This window comes from Paenibacillus xylanilyticus, from assembly GCF_009664365.1.
In the GTDB taxonomy this organism is placed as follows: domain Bacteria; phylum Bacillota; class Bacilli; order Paenibacillales; family Paenibacillaceae; genus Paenibacillus; species Paenibacillus xylanilyticus_A.
Genome location: NZ_CP044310.1, coordinates 2,291,298 through 2,313,683 on the forward strand (window position 1 = coordinate 2,291,298; position 22,386 = coordinate 2,313,683).

At 48.3% G+C, this 22,386-nt stretch carries 16 protein-coding genes; 15 read left to right on the top strand and 1 reads right to left on the bottom strand.

The genetic code is table 11. The annotated features are described in order from the left end of the window. Positions 1–10 precede the first annotated feature (10 nt). Complete coding sequence (locus tag F4V51_RS10410; protein WP_416226534.1) at positions 11–1,384, bottom strand: hypothetical protein; 1,374 nt, start codon at positions 1,382–1,384, stop codon at positions 11–13. A gap of 214 nt (positions 1,385–1,598) precedes the next feature. Here F4V51_RS10410 and F4V51_RS10415 point away from each other — a divergent pair, with 214 nt between their 5' ends. From F4V51_RS10415 to F4V51_RS10485, 15 genes are all read left to right on the top strand, one after another. Beyond that, positions 1,599–1,766, top strand: coding sequence for a hypothetical protein (locus F4V51_RS10415; RefSeq protein ID WP_153977906.1), 168 nt, complete (start codon positions 1,599–1,601; stop codon positions 1,764–1,766). 86 nt (positions 1,767–1,852) lie between these two features. Then, positions 1,853–3,649 carry a sensor histidine kinase gene (locus tag F4V51_RS10420; protein WP_153977907.1) on the top strand — a complete coding sequence of 599 codons (1,797 nt, stop codon included), beginning with the start codon at positions 1,853–1,855 and terminating at the stop codon, positions 3,647–3,649. Positions 3,650–3,653: 4 nt separating this feature from the next. Then, complete coding sequence (locus F4V51_RS10425) at positions 3,654–5,267, top strand: response regulator transcription factor (RefSeq protein WP_153977908.1); 1,614 nt, start codon at positions 3,654–3,656, stop codon at positions 5,265–5,267. Positions 5,268–5,464: 197 nt separating this feature from the next. Beyond that, positions 5,465–6,451 (top strand): ABC transporter permease, encoded by a 987-nt coding sequence (locus tag F4V51_RS10430; protein WP_176476010.1) that lies wholly within the window; start codon positions 5,465–5,467, stop codon positions 6,449–6,451. Positions 6,452–6,469: 18 nt separating this feature from the next. Next, the gene (locus F4V51_RS10435; protein WP_153977909.1) at positions 6,470–7,378 is read left to right on the top strand and encodes a carbohydrate ABC transporter permease; all 909 of its coding nucleotides are present in this window, start codon (positions 6,470–6,472) and stop codon (positions 7,376–7,378) included. Positions 7,379–7,529: 151 nt separating this feature from the next. Beyond that, positions 7,530–9,053 (top strand): ABC transporter substrate-binding protein, encoded by a 1,524-nt coding sequence (locus F4V51_RS10440; protein ID WP_153977910.1) that lies wholly within the window; start codon positions 7,530–7,532, stop codon positions 9,051–9,053. A 130-nt stretch (positions 9,054–9,183) separates the two neighbouring features. After that, positions 9,184–9,882, top strand: coding sequence for a hypothetical protein (locus F4V51_RS10445; protein ID WP_153977911.1), 699 nt, complete (start codon positions 9,184–9,186; stop codon positions 9,880–9,882). Between the two features lie 306 nt (positions 9,883–10,188). After that, complete coding sequence (locus F4V51_RS10450; RefSeq protein WP_153977912.1) at positions 10,189–11,955, top strand: sensor histidine kinase; 1,767 nt, start codon at positions 10,189–10,191, stop codon at positions 11,953–11,955. Positions 11,956–12,027: 72 nt separating this feature from the next. Continuing rightward, positions 12,028–13,650, top strand: a complete 1,623-nt coding sequence (locus F4V51_RS10455) for a response regulator (protein WP_153977913.1) — start codon at positions 12,028–12,030, stop codon at positions 13,648–13,650. Positions 13,651–13,779: 129 nt separating this feature from the next. Beyond that, the gene (locus F4V51_RS10460) at positions 13,780–15,462 is read left to right on the top strand and encodes an extracellular solute-binding protein (protein WP_153977914.1); all 1,683 of its coding nucleotides are present in this window, start codon (positions 13,780–13,782) and stop codon (positions 15,460–15,462) included. Positions 15,463–15,710: 248 nt separating this feature from the next. Beyond that, positions 15,711–16,601, top strand: a complete 891-nt coding sequence (locus tag F4V51_RS10465; RefSeq protein ID WP_153977915.1) for an ABC transporter permease — start codon at positions 15,711–15,713, stop codon at positions 16,599–16,601. Positions 16,602–16,630: 29 nt separating this feature from the next. Then, positions 16,631–17,509, top strand: coding sequence for a carbohydrate ABC transporter permease (locus tag F4V51_RS10470; protein ID WP_062321957.1), 879 nt, complete (start codon positions 16,631–16,633; stop codon positions 17,507–17,509). Between the two features lie 37 nt (positions 17,510–17,546). Continuing rightward, positions 17,547–18,659 carry a glycoside hydrolase family 53 protein gene (locus F4V51_RS10475; RefSeq protein WP_153977916.1) on the top strand — a complete coding sequence of 371 codons (1,113 nt, stop codon included), beginning with the start codon at positions 17,547–17,549 and terminating at the stop codon, positions 18,657–18,659. 36 nt (positions 18,660–18,695) lie between these two features. Further along, a complete protein-coding gene (locus tag F4V51_RS10480) occupies positions 18,696–20,768 on the top strand; it encodes a beta-galactosidase (RefSeq protein WP_153977917.1) in 2,073 nt (690 codons plus the stop codon). A 176-nt stretch (positions 20,769–20,944) separates the two neighbouring features. Then, positions 20,945–22,384: an NAD-dependent malic enzyme gene (locus tag F4V51_RS10485; protein WP_153977918.1), complete on the top strand. Its 1,440-nt coding sequence runs from the start codon at positions 20,945–20,947 to the stop codon at positions 22,382–22,384. Positions 22,385–22,386: the final 2 nt, after the last annotated feature.

Here is a 22,386-nt window from a genome sequence, read left to right on the forward strand (position 1 = left end):
ATTGCACTAATTATAGTAAGAAGATGGCGACGATCGTCGTGACCGCTAAACCAAGCAGTACCGGCTTCAGGTTGCGACGCGCCAGTTCAAATGGACTGACACCACAGATGGCAGCAGCTGGAATTAAAGCCCAAGGGATTAAGGTACCACCGCCAACCCAGATGGCAGCGACCTGACCGAGTGCTGTTAATACGGGGGCTGAATCTGCTGTGCCGGCAAACATCGAAGCGATGGACCCCACCAGGGATATCCCTGAAAACCCCGAACCATCCATTCCTGTAACGGCTCCAATCAAGGTCATTGTGATCGCACCTACCGTATCATTCAAGGGAACCAGCCCCGCAAGAGCAACACCAAGATCATTGACTATCCCATGTGAACCATCGGGTAGAGGGTTACTAAACAATTCGGTGATGGCTGCATCTCCCAGATAAAAGAAAGCTGCGATCGGGATAACGGGACCGAATACTTTGAAGCCGAACTGAAAGCCTTCAATTAAATAATTCGTTGTCTCTTCAGGGCCTTCATGCCGATGTGCTGCGAGAGTAACCGTGATGAGGATAAATACTGCGGTGCCTCCGATTAAGGCTGTAGCGTCCCCGCCCTGAAGCTTAAGAACAAACATCAGAATCACATCCACTGCGAATAACAATGGAATAAGTATGGCGAATGCCTTTTGTAGTCGTATCGGTATCGCTTGACGTTGTTGTACAGTTACAACCCCTGACCCCGGTAAGGTTTCGGAAGGAGAAGAAGCCCCAATTAGAGGTTCGCCTGGGATAGGAGAACGCATCTGAGTGCCGACGCCACTTTTCATCTCATTTCGTAACATCCAAAAGGCCGTCAGTGTGGATACTGCCCCCATCACGAGGACGAGCGGTATGCTTGCGGTCATGACGGAAGCAACCGGAAGCCCAGCTGCATCTGCTGTCAGTTTGGGAGCGCCTTGAATGATATAGTCTCCCGAGAGGGCGATCCCATGTCCGAACAGATTCATTGCGATAGCAGCTCCAATGGGTGGAAGTCCTACACGAACGGCGACGGGAAGCAAAACTGCCCCGACCAATGCTACCGCTGGCGAAGGCCAAAAAAACAGGGAGACCGTCATCATGATCAGCCCAATTCCCCAATAGGCCACCTGCGGAGAACGAATAAACCGGGTCAGTGGAGCAACCATGACTTCATTAATACCTGTGCGAATCAGTACCCGGCTCATGGCGACAATGATCGAGATGATAAAGATCGTGCTGAGCAGCTCTTTGGCTGCATATACAAAACTATTAAAGATTCCTGACACCGCACCGCTTAACGTCTCTGTTGCCAGTAATCCAATCGTCATAATCCCGGCAACACAGATAATCATCGTATCCCGGCGCCGTATCATGACAGCCACAATAAGCACGATAAAAGCCAGATATACATAATGTAACGGTACCAATTGAATATTCACACCGCATACCTCCTTCCACCTTAGTCCTAAGGCGTGATATATCGTATGCATGTCAGGACCGGGCGTTCATGGAGAAGAGCAGGGCAGGAAGGCTTTATTTTTTGTGTGGAAGGTGTGCGTGTGACAACGAGCAGGAATTTTTTTGCAAATGGAGAATTGGTTAGACGGTACATATCGAATGAACGACGTGATCAGGTCACCAGAGCTGACAGAGAAAAGTCACTTCATCATATATACAGCACGTAATAAGCATGATTACAATGAACATGCCGCCGTTAAGGAAGAAATTTGGAAATTTGACGGTAGGTCAGATTAGAAACAGAATCGTAAGTTGTTTGTTTTTGATAACGTTTACAGAGTAGAGGGTCTTATAAAACATTGAGAATAAGAGGGCGGGAACCCATGAACTTTATCCGTTCACTGCGCTTCAAATTCATGGTTGGCTTGACGCTGATCATGCTGCCGCTGTTTCTGCTGTTGTATTACAACAATGTCTATGCAATTCGAGTTGTCAGGGACAAAGTATCCCTAACCAACATGAACCATCTGGCGAAGAGTGTGGAGCAGAATGAGCGAGTGCTGCAGGAGACAAATCGGTACCTATATAGTCTGGGCGAGCGGGACCCGGATATTATTTCGCTTTTTTTCCTGAAATACGGCAGCGGGGACTATATCATTGCGAAACAGCGGATCATGAACAAATTCATGACCGATATCGGATTTTACAATCTGATTGATTCTTTCTTTCTATATGATGCGGTAAATGATGATCTGCTGCTGGCGACTTCGGGCAGTTATGACATCAAAATGTCACTCGTCCGGGAGAGCATGCCTGTACAGATGACACAATTGGATGATGAGACTCAGCGGCCAGAATGGAGCATTGTTCGCGGTGGTGGATGGAATGCACTGGTCAAAACAGTCCGAATTAATCAGCAGTTCTACGCTGGTGCGCTTGTGGATATGAATGCACTGAACCACCCCGAACAATTCACTGAGTCCGGTGAACGGGGAGGTGCCGTTATCGTGGATAGCAATGGGGGAGCACTGTCCGGTTCAGCCCTCAGCTCGGCACAGATCAAGCTGGCTGCGGCACATCTCTCCGGTTTGAAGAATCCTTACCAGGTCATATCGGAGGTTACATCCAAGGGGGATGAACGGCAGTACCTGATGCTCGGCTTGCCTTCGGCGATGTCCGACATGAACTATATCGTCCTGCTGCCGGAAGAGGATATGCTTCGCAACCTGCCGTTCTTTCAGCAGATTATTCGCCTGCTGCCTATTGGTGCAGCGGTCATTTTGATCACGGCCCTGGTTTTCCTGCGTCAGCTGCTGTTTCGACCTATGAATACGCTAATCAAAGGAATGAGACGGGTCAGTCGTGGAGAGCTCGACGTGAGACTTGATCCGCCGACTTCATCGGAATTAGAGTTCGTCACGCACAGCTTCAATCAGATGACCAGCCAGATTCAGCATCTGAAAATCGATGTCTATGAAGAACAGCTGCGTACCAGGGAAGCCGAATTCAAGCAGCTTCAGATGCAGATCAACCCACACTTTTACTTGAATTCCCTGAATATTATTCATAGCCTGGCTTCACTGCAAAAACATGAACTGGTCCAGCAGATGGCCGGCCATCTGGCCGATTATTTCAGGTTTAGTCTCCGGGCAGGCAAACGCGTGATCCGGCTGGATGAAGAACTCGAGCATATTCGTCACTATCTGGAGATTCAAAAGCTCAGGTTCCCGAATAAATTGGATTTTTCTCTGGACGTGGATGAAGGTCTTGGTCATTTTGTACTGCCGCCTTTGACCCTCCAGCCTTTTGTGGAAAATGCCATTATTCATGGATTCAGACGGCGTACGGAACCATTCGTGATACGCATCTCAGCCAACTTAACGAAAACGTTATCCAGTCCATATTCTGAGGTTGAAGCTATACAGCACAACACTATATTAAGGGTTTCGGTAGAGGATAACGGTGTCGGCTTTGAACAAGACATGCTTGAGCGTCTCCAGCGAGGGAAGTATGCGGAAGACCCAGGCGGACAGCACATCGGGATCTGGAACGTTGCTCACCGATTGCTGGTGAAATACGATGAATCAGCCAAATTGGAGTTCCAAAATCTGAATGCTGGCGGAGCGGCAGTGATCCTGTATCTGCCCGCCCAAACGGAAGAGGAAGAAGGGGGAGCTTGAACGGATGCGAAATCTATTAATCGTGGACGATGAGGTTTATGCTCTTCAGGCCATGGTAGAAGGGATTGATTGGCGTTTGGCCGGCATTGATCGGGTATTTAGCGCGGGTGATGCGGAAGAGGCACGAATGGTGCTTCAGAGCCAGTCCATCTCGATCATGATCTCTGATATTGAAATGCCGGGAGAGACGGGTCTGGATCTGCAGAGCTGGGTATTGAAGCATGCTCCGGGCATCCTGACGATCTTTCTGACAGGTCATGCCCTATTTGACTACGCCCAGACAGCGCTCAAGTTAAACAGCTTCGATTATGTGCTAAAACCCGCCCAGGCTGATCAACTTCTTAAGGTGGTTACACAGGCCGTAGATAAACTCAAGGCCGGGGAGCAGCGTTCGCGTACCAACGAAATATATGAGTCGGTATACAAGCGCTGGCAAACTCACAAACCACTGCTGACGGAGCGGTTCTGGAAAGACGCCATTTCCCAGCGCGTCACTCTAACCAGGCCACGACTGAAAGAGCTGGCCGAAGTTTATGGTGCGGAGATTGACCCGCACGCCCGCATTCTGCCGATTGTCATATCAGTAGAGGAATGGGTAAGGGAATTCGATCTGCGTGATGAGGAGGTACTGGAATATGCTCTTCGGAATGCAGCGAGGGAGATGATCCTCGGGGATCGGCCAGGAGAAGTATTTCAGGACCATAGCGGTCTGAATATTGTACTTGCGTATGAACAGGATGGGGTCGTACCTGCTGCTAGCCAGGTGGCACAGAATTGTCAGCTGTATATTCGGGAATGTGGGACGTATTTCTACTGCCGCTTGTCCTGTTACGTAGGTGCACCCGTGGCCGTAACCGAATTGCAGGGTTTGCTGAACGAACTGATGGATATGGAGCGACGCAATATCAGGGAGCTTGAGGGAGTATTCGTATATGATGAGCAGGGAAAGAAACCGGAGGACCGATTTCTGCCAATCCCCTGGTTTTCGGAGTTGTCGATTTTGTTTGAAACCGGCAAAGTGGATGATCTTCGGGAACGCGTGGAAGAAATATTCGAGCTGCTGGCTGCGCAGGAACAGTTATCTCCAGAGATTCTGCGCCTGTTCTATCATGCCATGCTGCATGTGGTCTATCCCCTGCTTCATCAGAAAAATGTATCCGTACGCAGCCTGTACCCTGGTGAGCGTGAGCCTGAAGAAAGTGTGGTTACACGTTCCTTGCCGCAATTAAAACTGTGGTCCCTGGATCTGATTGATCGTGCCATTCCGATCCTGTATCCGGATGATCACAGTCCGATGACGATTGTGGACCAACTATGCGTTTATATCGAGAATCATATTGGCGAAGATCTGATGCGTGAGGAACTGGCGTCGTTTGCCGGCTTCAATCCAGCATATCTGTCCCGTCTGTTTCGGAAGGAGAAGGGAATGTCTCTCTCTGAATTTATCTTGCAGCGGCGGGTAGACAAAGCCAAAACCTTGTTGTCTGAATCCACCGTAAAGGTCACGGATATTGCCGGCAAAGTGGGTTACTATAACTACTCCCATTTCACGAAAATGTTCAAAAAGTGCACGGGCATTACGCCGCAGGAGTTCCGTAAACAGTCCAGAACGGTCTAGCGTTGACGCAGCATGCTGCGTCTTTTATTTTGTTTTTATTTTATTTGGTATTATGCCAATGTCATCATTTGATAAGTGAAAAGGTCACCACAGCCGATATTGGGCCAGAGCTCCCCGCGGTTATACTTGAACCACAGGATACACAGCGGTGCTTCATCCTGAGGAAGGAAATCAAGAGGAGTGAGGGAGAAGAGGTTATGAAGACACAACCCCAGGCGGGTAAGGGTGTACGGGTAGCGGATATACCGGATAGATCCGTCCGCAAGCGAAAGTCCGTTTTGTACAATCTCGGTAAGTTCAAGGTCTTGTATCTCATGTTTTTGCCAGGGATTCTGTTTCTGCTGGTGAACAACTACATGCCGATGTTTGGCGTCCTGATTGCATTCAAAAATGTCAATTACGCCGACGGAATATGGGGCAGTCCCTGGAGCGGCTGGGATAACTTCAAGTACCTGTTCTCAACAAGTGATGCTTGGGAGATCACACGCAACACACTTGCGTATAACACGGTATTTATTGCGCTGAATCTGTTTGTAGGGGTAGGACTTGCGATCCTGCTGAATGAAGTAAAGAACAAAGCGATGTCCAAACTGTATCAATCCTTGATGCTCCTGCCATACTTTTTGTCAATGATCGTGGTTAGCTATCTGGTTCTGGCGTTTCTCGGCAAGGATTCAGGTTTTATGAACTCGACAATCCTGCAGCTCTTTGGCGGGCAGCCCATTGACTGGTACTCGGAGCCGAAGTATTGGCCGTACATTTTGCCGATTGTGAACACTTGGAAAAACATCGGATACTATGCCGTCATTTATCTCGCAGCTGTCGTAGGTATTGATGAGGAGTACTACGAAGCCGCCGTGCTGGATGGAGCAAGCAAGTGGCATCAGATCCGGTTTATTACGGTTCCGTTTCTCGTTCCGCTCATAGTCATCATGACCTTGCTGCAGATCGGCCGAATCTTCTATGCGGACTTTAGTCTGTTCTATCAGGTTCCATTGGAATCGGGGGCATTGTTCCCTGTAACGAACGTTCTGGATACCTATGTCTATCGCACATTCCTCATTGGCGGCGACATTGGGATGTCTTCTGCGGCTGGCCTCTATCAGGCTGTTGTCGGATTTGTACTTGTGCTTGTATCCAATACGATCGTCCGAAGAATGGATAAAGATAATGCATTATTTTAGAGAGGAGGCAAGTCTGCTGTGAAATCACGTGACCCACTTGCAGTGTCGCGGCGTTCCGCGTCCGTTATACACGCAATGTTCATCTTCTATGCCATAGCCTGCATCGTTCCGATTTTGCTTGTCTTCGCCATATCCTTCTCGGACGAGACAACCGTCATTGCGAACGGATACAAGCTGATCCCTGAGAAGTTTAGCCTGACCGCTTATGAGTTTCTGTTCAAGGATATGGATCAGATTATCCATTCCTACGGCATTTCCATCATCGTGACGGTGCTGGGCACCATTACCAGCGTAGCGTTGACTGCACTATATGCCTACCCGCTTTCCAGAAGGGATTTGCCCTACCGCGGATGGTTTGCTTTCTTTATTTTCTTCACGATGCTGTTCAACGGGGGGCTCGTTCCCTGGTATCTCGTATACGTCAATGTCCTGGATCTGAAAAATTCCATTCTGGCCTTGATACTGCCGTTATTGTTGTCACCGTTCTTCGTTCTGGTGATGCGTACATTCTTCGCCAATTCTATTCCGGTATCCATTCTTGAATCGGCTCGGATTGATGGCGCAGGTGAGCTTCGAACGTTTACACGTATCGTACTGCCGCTCTCCTTACCGGTTATGGCCACCGTAGCATTGTTCAGCACACTGAACTACTGGAATGACTGGTACCTCAGTATGATTTTTATCTCTGATAACCGGACGATCAGTCTTCAGTACCTCATGTACCGAACACTGCTCGATATTCAATATTTAACATCCAACTCCAATGTTTCTTCACAGATTTCATCACAGGGCGGATTGTTGAATCTTCCTAACAAAACGCTGCAAATGGCGATGGCTGTCGTGGGCATCGGTCCGATTGTGCTGGCCTATCCGTTCTTCCAAAGGTACTTCATTAAAGGTCTGACGGTGGGTGCTGTGAAGGGATAACTCCGTCCCGGTCAGCGGGGTAATGGATGATCCCAAGATAGAATGAAAGGGCATATATACAATGCAGTGAAGGATCGGAGTTAGATCCGGGTTACATGCGAATTGGGGAAATCGTGTGCGCAAAAGTTCAACATTATTGGGAGGGGTTCAGTTGATCAAATCAATGAAGGTATGGACGCGACTTACGGCAGCCGTGATGGCATTCAGCCTGGTGTTTGCTGGATGTTCATCAGACCAAAGCGGAACAACGCAAGGGGCAGAAAACGGAGGTTCAGGGGAAAGTGCAGCTAAACCGTATGAGGTAACACTGTACTACCCGGGGACACCACAGAAAGACGTGGCACTGGTGGAAGCCGAGATTAACAAAAAAATGGAGCCCAAGATCGGAGCTACGCTCAAGATTAACGCAATCGACTGGGGACAGTGGGATAACAAGCTCAATCTGATGATCTCTTCCGGAGAAAAATCGGATATTATTTTCACGGCGGCATGGCAGAACTATACCGTCAACGTAGCCAAAGGTGCGTTCCTGCCCCTGAATGACCTGCTTGATCAATATGGGCAGGATATCAAAAAAAATCTGGACCCTGCATTCCTGGAAGGTTCACAGGTGGATGGTGTAAACTACGGCGTTCCGACAAACAAGGAATTGGCAGCTACACGTGGTGTTCTGGTGCGCCAGGATCTCGCGGATAAATACAAACTCGACCTGACCACGGTAAAAACATGGACCGATCTGGAGCCTCTGCTGAAAACAATCAAGGAAAATGAACCATCCGTTACTCCATTCTATATGTCGAACACCAATGGTAACGGACTGCTGGAGAATCTGGACTGGGATTATCTCGGTGATGCATCCGTACCTGGAGTGATCTCCAAGACAGCTGGCACAACGACCGTGCTGAACGAAGTGGAGACACCTGAATTCAAGGAGGCCGCAGCACTGGCCCGCAAATGGTATCAAGCGGGGTACATCAATAGCGATGCGGCAACTTCCAACGTCTTCCCGAAAGATCAGGCGAAGGCAGGGAAGGCGTTTATGTGGACCGACGGCATGAAACCGGGGAAGGACAAGGAAGAAGAAGGGTACGTCGGATACCCGCTGACTCAGATTGAAATGACAGAGCCGACCATCACAACCGGTGATGCTTCCGGTGCCATGCTGGCCATCTCACGTTCTTCCGAGCAGCCTGAAAAAGCGATGCAGGTCATCAACTTGCTCCACTCGGACAAGGAAATCAATAATCTGTTGAATTTCGGAATCGAAGGCAAGCATTATGTGAAAAAGGATGGTCAGGATAATATTATCACGCTGCCTGAAGGCGTGGATGCGAACAGCCGCACGTATAATCCTGGTGCCCAATGGCAGCTTGGTAACCAGTTCCTGAACTTCCTCTGGGATAATGAAGATCCTCAGAAGTGGGAGAAGTTCAAGGAGTTTAATGCCAAGGGAGTCAAGTCGCCTGCACTTGGTTTTACTTTCAACAGCCAGTCCGTCAAAAACGAAATAGCAGCGGTGAATAACGTAAACAAACAGTTCAAACCAGGCATGACATCCGGAGCAGTGGATCCAAACGAAATGATTCCCAAGTATCTGGAGAAGCTGAAGGCCGCAGGTATCGATAAAATCATTGCAGCCAAACAGGAACAGCTCGACGCATTCCTAGCCAAGTAACGATACTTCTTATGATCAAGGTGTTTTCGGCAATAGTCGAAGACGCCTTGATTTATTTTTTTGATATGGATTGTACACCATAATTAGGAAAATTATGATATAATCAGGTGGCTAAATAGGGGGTGTTCCTGTGTCGAGGACGAAATTAGCGTTCTCTGCGATTTTGCTGCTTTTTGCAATCATTTTTACGTTTAATCACCACCTCGGTTACTCGGTGGGAGATCAGATGTTATCCAAAATAGGGTTATCCCCCTATACCACAGCGTACGTGAGCGGTGTACATATTACGCTATTTATAGGACTAGGTTTATTAGGATGCAGTTTTTATCTAACCCGCAAAGAAATCAAGTCTTCATATCCTCGGCTGGCAAGACAGCTCTGGCTGATCGTCGTGGTCATTATTTTAAGTTATTCCTACATAACAGATAAGGTGATGTATGTCGCCAAATGGGGTTCCACAGGCATCCATAGTGTATCTTATCTTCAGAATGATAGCTCCTGCATGTACCAAGTGGCTCTAGATGGAAATACAAGAGTAAGCTGTGATCTCACACTTAAAAATTATAGCAGGCAGCCCGTCGCAGCTGTGATTTTGCCCGACTTGGCGAGAAGTTACAGACAACAGGATGATCCGCTATACGAAGCTCTGAAGTCTGTTGAACTCCAGCCGGTCCATCTCGAGATCATGCCTCATAGCACGTTCACCGGCAAAATTGCATTTTCAGGTACTGCACAGTCACCGCTTCAAGTAAGGGGAAAGCTTAGGGATATTGTGCTGGATGTAGAGGTAGAAGGTCAGAACATTGTATTCGATTATGCCATACCATAAGTTTCAGCAAGGAATACATACATATAGAATCAGATTTTAAGGAGTATGCAATAGCGATGTTATCCGCGAAGAGCTGGCCAATAGGCTGGCTTTTTTGTGTTGTGGAAGTTGAATTTAGTGCAGAAATATTGGTTTTGTGACCTTTATCCTCAATATGGTAACGCTTACGCTATAAATGAGCCGGTTTGATTAAGTCTGATGAATGGGTGAAGGCAGAGAACTATGCGGATAAAAAAAGTGATTGTTTTTACCGCTTACATCATTACAATTAATGTCACGACAATTTTAGACAAGGTGAGATGAATAATGTCATACCGGACCAATCTGTTTTCCAAAATGGTGATCTTGATTCTGATTATGCTGATCCCCGTTGTATTGCTCTACTGGTACTCGAATCACAAAACGACAGCTGTACTCAGGGATGAATTGAATCGTTCCAATAGCAACCAGCTTGAGTTTTTCCAAAATCAGGTGAATACGCACATTGAGCTGTTATCGTCCTGGCCTAATCTTCTCATCCATGATCCGGATATTGCGAGCTTCCGCCGGATTTATACCGATAGTCGGTATTTTGACCTTGATGCAATCAATCTGGTCAAGCGGATCCAGAACAAGCTGAGCATTCAGGAAAGTTCGTCGAACTGGACAACGAAATTATATTTATATTCCCCTTCCATGGGCAGGGTTGTCTCCGAAAGGGATGCCCGTTTTTATGACAAGCAGGCACTTAGGGAAAGTATGGTTTCGGGCTGGGATGTACGCAAGATTGTGGATGGGAAAGATGAGAAATTCATGTTCAGCTGGATTACCGCTTCTCCTTATGGGATTAAGGACCCCGCGGTAAACGCAGAGACCATTATCAAGCTGGAATTCGACAGCGATAACATTCGGGATATGCTGGACAAGTTCAAGGACGATGGAAGACATGATCCCTTCTATTATCGAGAGGAATCCGGTGTCATCTATAACCGAACCTCGGATCGTGAGCTGACCAATCAGCTGATGGACCAGCTGGCGATTCATACACTTCAGGATGTGGACAATCGCACGGTGGTCATTGACAACGAACCTTACATGGTGAATACGGTCAAATCCAGCACGACAGGCTGGTATCTGGTGGATTATATGCCGTTATCCGATATATTGAAACCCATTCATCAATCGAATGTGCTTTTTTATTCTTCAATGATATGTTTGCTCGGCATGAGTTTCCTGGCCGCCTATCTGTTGTACGTTCAGGTACAGGTACCTGTGAAGCAGCTTATTCGCGGATTCCAGCGATTGAAGCAGGAAGATTATTCGGTACGAATTAAGCCCAAGGGCCGGAATGAATTCAGCTTTTTGTCCGAGCGATTCAATTCCATGGTGGAACAGATTCAGCAGCTGTTTGAGCATGTGTATCTGGAACAGATTCACGTACGTGAAGCCCGGTTGAAGCAATTGCAATCCCAGATTAACCCGCACTTCTTCTATAACTGTTTCTCTTTTATCACAAGTATGGCGAAATTGAAACGTGTGGATGCCGTGGTAGCCATGTCACACAATTTATCCAGATACTATCGCTATACAACCAGACAGGAACGTGACGTTGTGCCGCTGAACGAGGAAATTGAATTTGTGAACTGTTACCTCGAAATCCAGCAGATGCGCATGGATCGGATTCGTTACCGCATTGATCTGCCAGACAGCATGTTGAGACAGGAAGTTCCACCCCTTATCGTGCAGCCATTGGTTGAAAATGCGGTCATTCACGGCATTGAAGCCGATGCAGATGCTGGAGAGATCAGGGTGTCCGGAGAAAAACAGAATGGTGTTATGATTCTAAAGGTCGAAGATGACGGTCAGGGCATGACCAGTGAGGAGCGGGATAAGCTGCTGGACAAGCTCAGGGGCACGATGGATCAGGATATGGGTTGTGGTCTGTGGAATGTGAATCAACGATTGCAGCTGCGGTATGGAGAACTGGCAGGCATTAATATAACCGAATCCTCACTGGGGGGGCTCTGTGTAGCCTTGTCATGGCCAGCAGAAGATGAAATAGATGAGGAAGAAGTAAGTGCTGATGCAGAGTGATTGACGACCATTGATTGTTTTTTTTGAGAGTGAAAATATATTGCAAATGTAGCAGACAGGGAGTGACGAACGTTGATTGATATACTGCTGGTGGATGACGAAACGTATGTAACGGAGAGTCTGGAAATGACCATTCCGTGGGGAGAGCTCGGAGTAACGACGGTGCTTCGTGCAGCGTCCGGCAAGGAAGCGCTCGAGATCATGGAGGAAAATGCGGTCGATATCGTCGTTACCGATATTCGTATGCCCGGGATGAGCGGATTGGACCTGATTGAAGAGGTGAGCAGCAGATGGTCTCATATCCGCTGTATTCTGCTGACCGGGCATAGTGATTTTGATTATGCCAAAAAGGCAATTCAGCTGCAGGCATCCGATTATATTCTGAAACCCGTGAATGATGAGGAATTCATGGCTTCGGTCTCTGCTGCGATTACGTCACTCCGCGGGGAGTGGGATGAGTTTGATAAATATCATAGGCTCCTGTACAGCCGGAAATCGGATTATAAAATTTTGCGTGAAAATCTGATGCATGATCTGCTGCTTGGCCGTGAAATTACAACGCGTGCCCTTCGCGAACAGCTGCAGCAATATGAGATTGGACTCGAACCCGAAGAACCGGTGGTTATGCTCCTTATTCGTCTTACAGGTCGATTCTCTTCCATGGATCAGCAATCACTCGACCTGATGGACTTTGCGGTGGGGAATATAGCAGAGGAAGTTCTCGGAGACCAATTCAGAGTCTGGTTTGGACGAGGGCCGCATGAATGTCTGGTCATGTTTCTACAGCATCAGGGACGGGTGGAGGAAGCGTCCATGACCCAGGAGACATTGACCGGACCGGTGGATACTTTCCGGGAGCATGTCATTCGTTACCTGCAGGGAGATCTGTCCATGGTGGTTACACCGCCGTTTCCGTTTCAAGAAATGACTGCGGCTTACCGCAGAAGTCTGGGATCGCTGGTCCTTTCCGGACCGGATGAGAACAAGATTATTTTCATGGACAAGGATAGATCCCAGCGGATGGAAAACGATGCAGGGCAAGCCCTGGAAGAACTTTATAAACCACCGGTTTTGCCCCAGTTGCTCGAAACGAAGCAGTGGGAAGCTGCAGCAAGCAAGTTAAATGCTGTATTTGACGCTGCGGAACGGGTGTGTTTGTCCAGAGAACACGTGTATGAGATGTATTTATCTGTGACCAATGCGTTCATGTATATCGCCCACAAGCAGGGTCACCTGGTGCACGAGATCGATCATGCAGGCTTTGACCTGCTGCTGGCACATCAGTTGATCCAATCTCCCGAACGGTTGCGACGCTGGGCTACGGAAATGCTTGCGAAGCTGCAGGAAGAGTTGTCCGATCAGGCGGGAACCCAAAGCCGCAGGCATGTCATCAAGCAGGTTCAGGAGATGGTCACCCGAGATACGGGACAGGATCTGTCCGTGAAGATGATTGCCGACAAGGTATACCTGCATCCCGTGTATCTGTCGAAGATTTACAAAGCCGAAACGGGCGAAGGACTTGGGGACTATATGATTCGCATGCGCATGGAACGTGCGCTGTATCTGCTGAAGAACAGCAACAAGAAGATTTACGAAATCACGAGTGAACTTGGATATCAAAATCCGCAATATTTCAGCAAAATGTTCAAAAAGCATTACGGCATGACGCCGAATGAATTCCGTGACCAGGCATAATTTTATCCTCCGTTCCAATATATAGGTTGTCAAAGGTGCAGAAATCTTGTTTTCGTGACATAGGCTGAAAGGCCCGGTAGGCCTATAATGAAAGGGTAACCAAAACGATTGATTGAAGGGGGAACAACAATGAGAGCGAAATCTACAAAAAAGAGATGGCTGCCGCTCCTGGCTACGACAACGTGTTTGGCTGTCATTCTTACTGCATGCGGTGGAGGCAGTGGCGGTGAGAGTGCGGGTTCCAGCACGCCAGCCGTTGAAAACGAATACAAAGAAAAATATGATCCTGCAGTGACGATTACAACAGCATGGGGAATTGATCCTGAGCTGAAATTCAAAAATGGCGAATCGATGGAAAATAACGTGGCAACCAAATGGGCCAAAGACAAATTTGGAATTGAAATCAAATCCCTGTGGTCTGTGACAGATACGAACAACGCATTCGCGACAAAACTTCGTCTTGCAATGTCTTCCGGTCAAGAGATGCCTGACGTGGTAACAGTAGGAGATAACCTGCTGGCTCAGGATTTGATTGATTCCGGCATGTATCAGGAAGTCGGTCCACTTTTCGATAAATACGCGTCAGATACTTGGAAAAAAGCAATGGAGCAGGACCCGAACGTATGGAATCAGTACAGCCGTGATGGCAAAAGAATGGGTATACCGGTACTCGACTATGCCTACAACAATGACTACCTGCTCTGGATCCGTCAAGACTGGCTGGACAAGCTGAACATGAAAGCGCCAAAAACGATTGACGAACTGGAAGCCGTAATGGAAGCGTTCAAAAATAACAACCCGGATGGATTGGCTCCAGATAAGGTCACTCCACTGAGTATCGGTTTCAAAACATCCATGAACACCTGGATGGGTGATCCATCCTGGATCTTCGGTGCATACGGTACGCTGCCATTTCAATGGAATCTGGGTGCAGATGGCAAGCTGGAGTATGGCTCCATCAACCCTGGCATGAAGCAAGGTTTGACCAAATTGAGCGAGTGGCTCAAAAAGGGTTACATTCCGCAGGAAGCAGCTTTGTGGGATGAGAACAAAACGGCAGAGCCTGCCGTGGCGGGTACGGCCGGTATTATTCCAGGCCCTTACTGGATGAGCGGATGGCCGCTGCTCGATACGGTGAAAAATGTGCCGAGTGCCGTTTGGAAGCCGATCGAAATTCCAGTAGGACCTGAAGGTAAAGCCATGCGTCACGGTACACAGTTTGTTAATGGTGTTATCTTGATCAAGAAAGACATGGAGCATCCTGAAGCCTTCTTTACTTATGAGAACTACCTGTTCGACAACTATGCAGATCCTGCACCAGGAAGCCCGTATGATAACGGTCTGTTTGAAAAGTATGACTATCAATTGGATGCTGACGGCAAACAATTGCCGATTGATCAAATTGAGGGCGGATATGTGAACGTTGTCCGTTATCTGCTTGTGCGTGATGGTGCCCGTATTCCGGATGCTCAGATGAAAGCACTGTTGAACCTGGCTGATGGCAAAGAGCCTGAGACGAAGCTCGAGAAGGATGTGGCCGTTAACTACGGGCCAGAAACCCCTGCTGCTGCAAAAGTATTGCTTAGTCAGGAAGAAATCTCGTACAAAAACATGTTTACAGGTCCGACTACGACAACGATGAAGTCAAAGCTCGACTATCTGAACAAAATTGAGAATCAAGCATTCAATGAAATCATTTATGGTAAAAATCCTGTAGATGCGTTCGATACATTTGTACAAACGTGGAAATCAGGCGGTGGCGATCAGATCACACAAGAGGTCAACGAATGGTATGACAGTGTGAAAAAATAAGGATACAAGGAGCGTGCAGACCAGCCAGGTCTGCACGCTTTTTTTGTCGTTAGGAGAGATTGATTTGCTTGCAGGAGGTGCGTGTCAGCAGTGAATGAATGACTCGATTGACAGCGAGTCCAAACTGGTTGCTTTTGTGCCATTTATATTGCTTTTATGTGCTGTTTGACCTATGCAAACGGTTGATATAATCGCAGTATAAGCCACTCAGGAAGCCTTGAGTAGGAAGAATTACAGGGGGAGCAATCATGAGAACTTTGAAACGAACTTGGCCATTTCACGTAATGCTGCTGCCAGCCATCATCTTTCTGATTATATTCAGTTATGTGCCTATGGGCGGAATTGTTATGGCATTTCAGAACTACAAACCATGGCTCGGCATCAGCGGCTCGGAGTGGGTCGGGCTTGATAATTTTAGATATTTGTTTGAACGCGAGGACAGCCTGCAGGTCATTTGGAATACATTGATCATTGCTGTGCTAAAACTCATCTTTAACTTGTTTGTCCCGTTTGTGTTTGCAATTCTGCTCAATGAGGTTCGCAAGATGGCGATCCAGCGAACGATTCAAACCTTGGTGTATCTGCCTCACTTCTTGTCATGGGTCATCCTGGGCGGAATTCTGATTGATCTGTTATCCACCGGAGGACTGGTGAACCGGGTACTCGGGACATTCGGACTTGGGCCATATTTCTTCCTTGGCGATAACAGCTTGTTCCGACCAACGATCATTCTAACGGATGTGTGGAAGGAATTCGGCTATAACATGATTGTTTTCCTGGCTGCCCTTGCCGGCATCAACCCGGCGCTGTATGAAGCAGCAGAGATTGACGGAGCGGGTCGCTGGAAGCAGACGCTGCATATTACCATCCCGTCTCTTGTACCGATGCTGATGGTGGTTGGAACACTGGCACTGGGCAACGTGCTTAACGCCGGGTTCGATCAGATTTTCAACCTGTACAACCCGCTCGTATATCAAACGGGCGACATTATTGATACATTCGTATATCGCTCTGCGCTGGAAAATGGAGAGATGGGCTTCGCGACCGCGATTGGATTGTTTAAATCGGTCATCAGCATGGTCTTGATCCTGGTATCATACAGCCTAGCCAAAAAATACGCCGGATATCGTATATTCTAATCGAATGAACGGAGAAAGAAGGGACCACGATGTATCATAAATCAACGCCTTATCGCGTGTTCAACGTCATTAATATTTGTTTTCTCATTTTGGTTGCCATTATGTGTATTGTACCGATGATTCATGTCCTGGCTGTATCCTTCAGTAACAAGGCTGCCGCTGACGCCAACCTCGTCAGCCTCTGGCCGGTAGGATTCTCACTTGAAGCATACAAAAAAACGATGAATAATCCGATTTTCCTAAATTCTCTCTGGATTTCCTTGCTGCGGACCGTTATTGGTACGGGAATTACGTTGCTGATTACCTTTTTGGCGGCGTACCCGTTGTCGAAAGAAAATAATGAATTTAAAGGAAGAACCGTCTATTCGTGGATTTTCGTTTTTAGTATGATTTTCAATGGGGGACTGGTTCCCTTCTATATGGTTATTCAGAAAATCGGCCTAATGGATTCCTTCTGGGTGCTGGTGCTGCCGGGAGCCGTTAATACCTTCCTCGTTATTCTGATGTTAAACTTCTTCCGGGGTATTCCGAAAGAGCTTGAGGAAGCGGCGCTGATGGATGGAGCGAATCACTTCAGAACGTTGTTCAGTATTTTCCTGCCGATCTCCATGCCATCGATCGCAACCATTGCACTGTTCAGCATGGTATTTCACTGGAACTCATGGTTTGACGGACTGCTCTACATGAACAATGCTAAGGATTATCCGCTGGCTACGTTCATGCAGACCGTCATTATTAAGCGTGATATGAGTACGATGGCCATGAACCCGAAAGAGATGGAGACCATATCTCAAACCACGGTAAGAGCTGCACAAATCTTTATCGGAAGCGCCCCAATTCTGATTGTGTACCCGTTCCTGCAGCGTTTCTTTGTTAAAGGCATGACACTGGGTTCAGTTAAAGGCTGAGCCTGGTTCTAAATCTAATCCAATGGAGGTTGAACAAGTGAGCAACTTGGAGAATAAGCCATTCATTCTTGGGATGGATGTGTCTTTTATGGATGAAATCGAACAGCATGGAGGGAGCTACAGCGACACGGACGGCAGGGAACAGGACCTGCTGTCCATCCTGAAGCTGAACGGTGCCAATGCGATTCGGCTGCGGATCTGGAACGATCCTGTCGGAGGATTCTGCAATCTGGAGCGAACCGTAACGATTGCCAAGCGGATCAAAGAACAAGGGCTGCAATTTCTGCTCGACTTCCATTACTCGGATCGCTGGGCAGACCCGGCCAACCAGTGGAAGCCCAAGGCGTGGGAGAATCTGTCTTATGAAGAGCTTCAGCGGGCGGTGTGCACCTATACAGCAGATGTGCTTCGCACGTTACAAGAACATGACGCGCTGCCTGACATGGTACAAGTCGGGAATGAAATTACCCCTGGCATGCTGTGGGATGAAGGACGAGTGAGCGGTGAAGAGCATGACACTGACGAGCAGTGGGAACGTTTTGCAGGCCTGGTGAAGTACGGTATTGCTGCTGTTAAATCCGTTGATTCCAATATCAACATCATGATCCATATTGATCGTGGCGGGGATAACGTGGAAAGCCGGAAGTTTTACGACCGTTTCGAAGCACTTGGCGTGGAGTTCGATACGATTGGACTCTCGTACTATCCATGGTGGCATGGAACACTGGACGCGCTGCGTGACAATTTGCATGACCTGGCCGCCAGATACGGCAAGCCCATTAACGTGGTTGAAACCGCTTATCCCTGGACACTGGAGCAACCCGAAGATCACGAGTGGATTCTGAATCAGGAAGATCTGCTGCTGCCAGGTTATCCGGCAAGTGTGGAAGGCCAAGCGCGCTACCTGCAGGACTTACTTCAGATTATTCGTGAGGTTCCGGGAGGATTGGGTCAAGGTTTTTACTACTGGGAGCCTGCATGGATTCCGAGTAAGCCGGAATGGTCTGTTGGACATCCGAACAACTGGGGCAATTTGACGATGTTTGATTTTAAAGGCCGCAAATTGGAATCGTTTACAGCTTTGAAGGCTGATGTAACTTCGGAAGAATCCGAAACGGATACGCCGAAGGGCTCAGCATTGATCAGATAGAGAGCTATTCAACATAAGGATAAGGAGAATCGAAATATGACTTATAAATATCCACCTGTAAGTACGAAGGTGCCGCACATGCTGCATGGTGCAGATTATAATCCGGAGCAATGGCTTAAATATCCTGAGGTGCTGGAAGAAGATATCCGCCTGATGAAGCTTGCCAAGTGCAACGTGATGTCCATTGGCATCTTCTCGTGGGTATCCCTTGAACCAGAGGAAGGTGTATACACCTTTGAATGGTTGGATCGTGTGTTGGATATATTTGCTGCGAATGGAATCTACGCCTTTCTCGCGACGCCGAGTGGTGCAAGACCTGCCTGGATGTCCGCCAAATACCCGGAAGTATTGCGTGTAGGAGCCAATCGGGTTCGCAACCTGCACGGTTTCCGTCATAACCATTGCTATACATCTCCCGTATACCGGGAAAAGGTAACGGCGATCAATACCAAACTCGCCGAACGTTATTCGCAACATCCTGCGATTATCGGCTGGCATATTTCCAATGAATTTGGCGGAGACTGCCATTGTGACTATTGTCAGGAGGCTTTTCGCGGCTGGGTGAAAAATAAATACGGCACGCTTGATGAATTGAATCATTCCTGGTGGACTACGTTCTGGAGCCATACGGTTACAGACTGGAGTCAGGTGGAATCCCCTTCGCCGCATGGTGAGACACAGGTGCATGCCATGAATCTGGACTGGCGCCGGTTCGTTACGGATCAGACAGCAGACTTCATCGTGCATGAAACCAAGCCGCTCAAAGCAAGTAATCCGGATCTGCCCGTCACCACAAATCTGATGGAATTCTATGAAGGGTTGAACTACTGGAAGTTTGCCGATATTCTGGACTTCCTGTCCTGGGACAGCTACCCGACATGGCATGATGCGGACGAGGAAGATAAACAGGCCTCCAGAATAGCAATGATGCATGACATCGTTCGTTCGATCAAAGGCGGGCGGCCGTTCCTGCTGATGGAGAGTACGCCAAGTTCTACGAACTGGCAGGAGACCAGCAAGCTGAAACGTCCAGGCATGCATCTGCTGTCTTCTCTTCAAGCGGTAGCGCATGGTTCAGATAGTGTGCAGTACTTCCAATGGAGAAAGAGCAGAGGCTCCAGCGAGAAACTGCATGGCGCTGTCGTGGATCATGTTGGACATGAACACACACGTGTGTTCAAGGATGTGACGGACGTAGGCACAGCTCTTGAAGGAATGGAAGCAGTTGTAGGCACGTCCGTACCGTCAGAAGTGGCCATCATTTTCGATTGGGAGAACCGCTGGGCAGTGAAGGATTCCCAGGGACCACGTAATATTGGCGTGAAGTATGAGCAGACGGTAGAGTGGCATTATGATGCATTTTGGGAAAAAGGAGTACCTGTGGACGTGATCGATATGGAAGCGGATCTCTCCAAGTACAAATTGCTGATCGCACCGATGCTCTACCTTGTGCGGGAAGGTGTAGGCGAACGGATTGAGCGATTTGTCGAAAATGGCGGTACATTCGTCGGAACCTATTGGTCAGGGATCGTCAATGAGAATGACCTATGCTTCCTGGGAGGTTTCCCCGGCCCGCTTCGCAAAACGCTTGGAATCTGGTCCGAAGAGATCGACGGATTGCATGACCGGGATCAGAATGGGGCGATTCCTGTGAGCGGAAACGAGCTCGGTCTGCAGGCTGAATACGATGCCATCGAATTATGTGATCTCATCCATCTGGAAGGGGCGAAGACGCTGGCAACCTATCGTTCAGACTTTTATGCCGGTCGGCCTGCATTGACCGTTAACCGATTGGGATCGGGTAAAGCGTATTATATCGCTACTCGTTTCACTGCACCGTTCTATGATGATTTCTATGGCAAGCTGATTGCCGATCTGGGAATTGAACGTGCACTCGATACCAAACTTCCGGCAGGAGTCACTGCGCATCTGCGGACGGATGGTACATCCGATTATGTATTTGTACAGAACTATACGCCGGAAACCAAGCAGCTTGAACTGGACAAGCAATCTTATACGGACCTGCTACATGGCGATGAAGTTCATGCCCAGTTGGATCTGCAGCCGTATGACATTCGCGTCTTGAGAAGACCGGCTGAACGAAAATAAGATACATGAGAAAGGCCGTCCTACACGTCAGGTCAGACGCAAGGGCGGTCTTTTTTTGTATAAAGTCATCTAGCAGTTGTCACTTTTTCTGGACAAGATAAAGGAAAAGAGTGCATGTACAGCGAAGAGAAACAGGTAACGTGCAACTCAAGACTTTCAGTCTGGGAGGAATTGGAATGAATCAGAGAAATCTGGACGGCAACAGCATTATTATTCGGCTGGAAATGACAACGAAAGATATCAAGTTTGGCGAAGTGGCCTCGGCCATCTCGGAAGCTGGGGGAGACATCATTGCCATCGACGTGATTTCGACCAATCAGGATGTGAGCGTGCGCGACTTGACCGTTGCGGTAACGGATGCGCAGGATAACAGCAAAATCATAGAAGCGGTACGCCAGCTCAAAGGTGTATCCATTATTAACGTGTCTGACCGTACGTTTCTGCTGCACCTTGGCGGCAAAATCGAAGTCACTCCCAAAACGCCGATTCATAACCGGGAAGACTTGTCACGTGTTTATACACCCGATGTGGCTCGTGTATGTTCGGCGATTGCCGATGAACCGGGCAAGGCATTTTCGCTGACCATCAAACGGAACACGGTGGCCGTTGTATCCGATGGCAGTGCCGTGCTCGGACTGGGGAACATTGGACCTCGCGCAGCAATGCCGGTCATGGAAGGAAAGGCTATGCTGTTTAAGCAATTTGCGGGTGTGGATGCATTCCCGATCTGCCTGGACACACAGGATACCGAGGAGATCATTCGCACAGTGAAAGCGATTTCACCTGCTTTTGGCGGTATTAATCTGGAGGATATCTCCTCTCCACGATGCTTTGAAATTGAACGAAGACTGAATGAGGAACTGGACATTCCCGTCTTTCATGATGACCAGCATGGTACCGCAGTTGTGTTATATGCGGGTCTGATTAATGCGCTTAAACTTGTCGGTAAATCCATTAATGATGTGAAAATCGTCGTCTGTGGTATTGGCGCCGCAGGGGTGGCCTGCAGCAATATTCTCCTGTCCGCTGGAGCCACCCGGTTAATCGGTGTTGACCGTGAGGGAGCTATTGTACGGACACAAACCTATGAAAACGAGGTATGGAGTGATTATGCTTCGCGTACCAATCCGGAGCTGGAGTCAGGTTCATTGCGGGATGTCATTCGCGGAGCAGACGTGTTTATCGGATTATCCCGCGGTAATCTGTTAACCCGCGAAGATGTGCAATCCATGGCTGAGGACCCTATCGTATTTGCAATGGCAAATCCGGTACCGGAGATTATGCCGGCTGTAGCGGAGGATATCGTGGCCGTCATGGCTACAGGCCGTTCGGATTATCCGAATCAGATTAATAACGTGCTTTGTTTCCCGGGGATGTTCAGAGCCGTTCTGGACTGCCGTGCGACGGAGATTAATGAAGAAATGAAACTCGCAGCCGCCAAGGCCATTGCTTCTGCCATCTCGGATGAGGAACGTACACGATATTATATTATTCCAAGCGTATTCAACGAGAAGGTGGTCAAGTCGATCCGTAAGCGTGTAGTTGAAGCTGCAGTGAGAACTGGTGTTGCCCGGCGTGTGCCGCGTGAACAGGCCCGAGAAGGCGGGGAAGAGTAATC

What these genes read in the sequence shown, in the direction of transcription:
- F4V51_RS10410 (WP_416226534.1), bottom strand. Translation starts at nt 1,384, where the DNA reads ATGATACGGCGCCGGGATACGATGATTATCTGTGTTGCCGGGATTATG.
- F4V51_RS10415 (WP_153977906.1), top strand. Translation starts at nt 1,599, where the DNA reads ATGGAGAATTGGTTAGACGGTACATATCGAATGAACGACGTGATCAGG.
- F4V51_RS10420 (WP_153977907.1), top strand. Translation starts at nt 1,853, where the DNA reads ATGAACTTTATCCGTTCACTGCGCTTCAAATTCATGGTTGGCTTGACG.
- F4V51_RS10425 (WP_153977908.1), top strand. Translation starts at nt 3,654, where the DNA reads ATGCGAAATCTATTAATCGTGGACGATGAGGTTTATGCTCTTCAGGCC.
- F4V51_RS10430 (WP_176476010.1), top strand. Translation starts at nt 5,465, where the DNA reads ATGAAGACACAACCCCAGGCGGGTAAGGGTGTACGGGTAGCGGATATA.
- F4V51_RS10450 (WP_153977912.1), top strand. Translation starts at nt 10,189, where the DNA reads ATGTCATACCGGACCAATCTGTTTTCCAAAATGGTGATCTTGATTCTG.
- F4V51_RS10460 (WP_153977914.1), top strand. Translation starts at nt 13,780, where the DNA reads ATGAGAGCGAAATCTACAAAAAAGAGATGGCTGCCGCTCCTGGCTACG.
- F4V51_RS10465 (WP_153977915.1), top strand. Translation starts at nt 15,711, where the DNA reads ATGAGAACTTTGAAACGAACTTGGCCATTTCACGTAATGCTGCTGCCA.
- F4V51_RS10470 (WP_062321957.1), top strand. Translation starts at nt 16,631, where the DNA reads ATGTATCATAAATCAACGCCTTATCGCGTGTTCAACGTCATTAATATT.
- F4V51_RS10480 (WP_153977917.1), top strand. Translation starts at nt 18,696, where the DNA reads ATGACTTATAAATATCCACCTGTAAGTACGAAGGTGCCGCACATGCTG.
- F4V51_RS10485 (WP_153977918.1), top strand. Translation starts at nt 20,945, where the DNA reads ATGAATCAGAGAAATCTGGACGGCAACAGCATTATTATTCGGCTGGAA.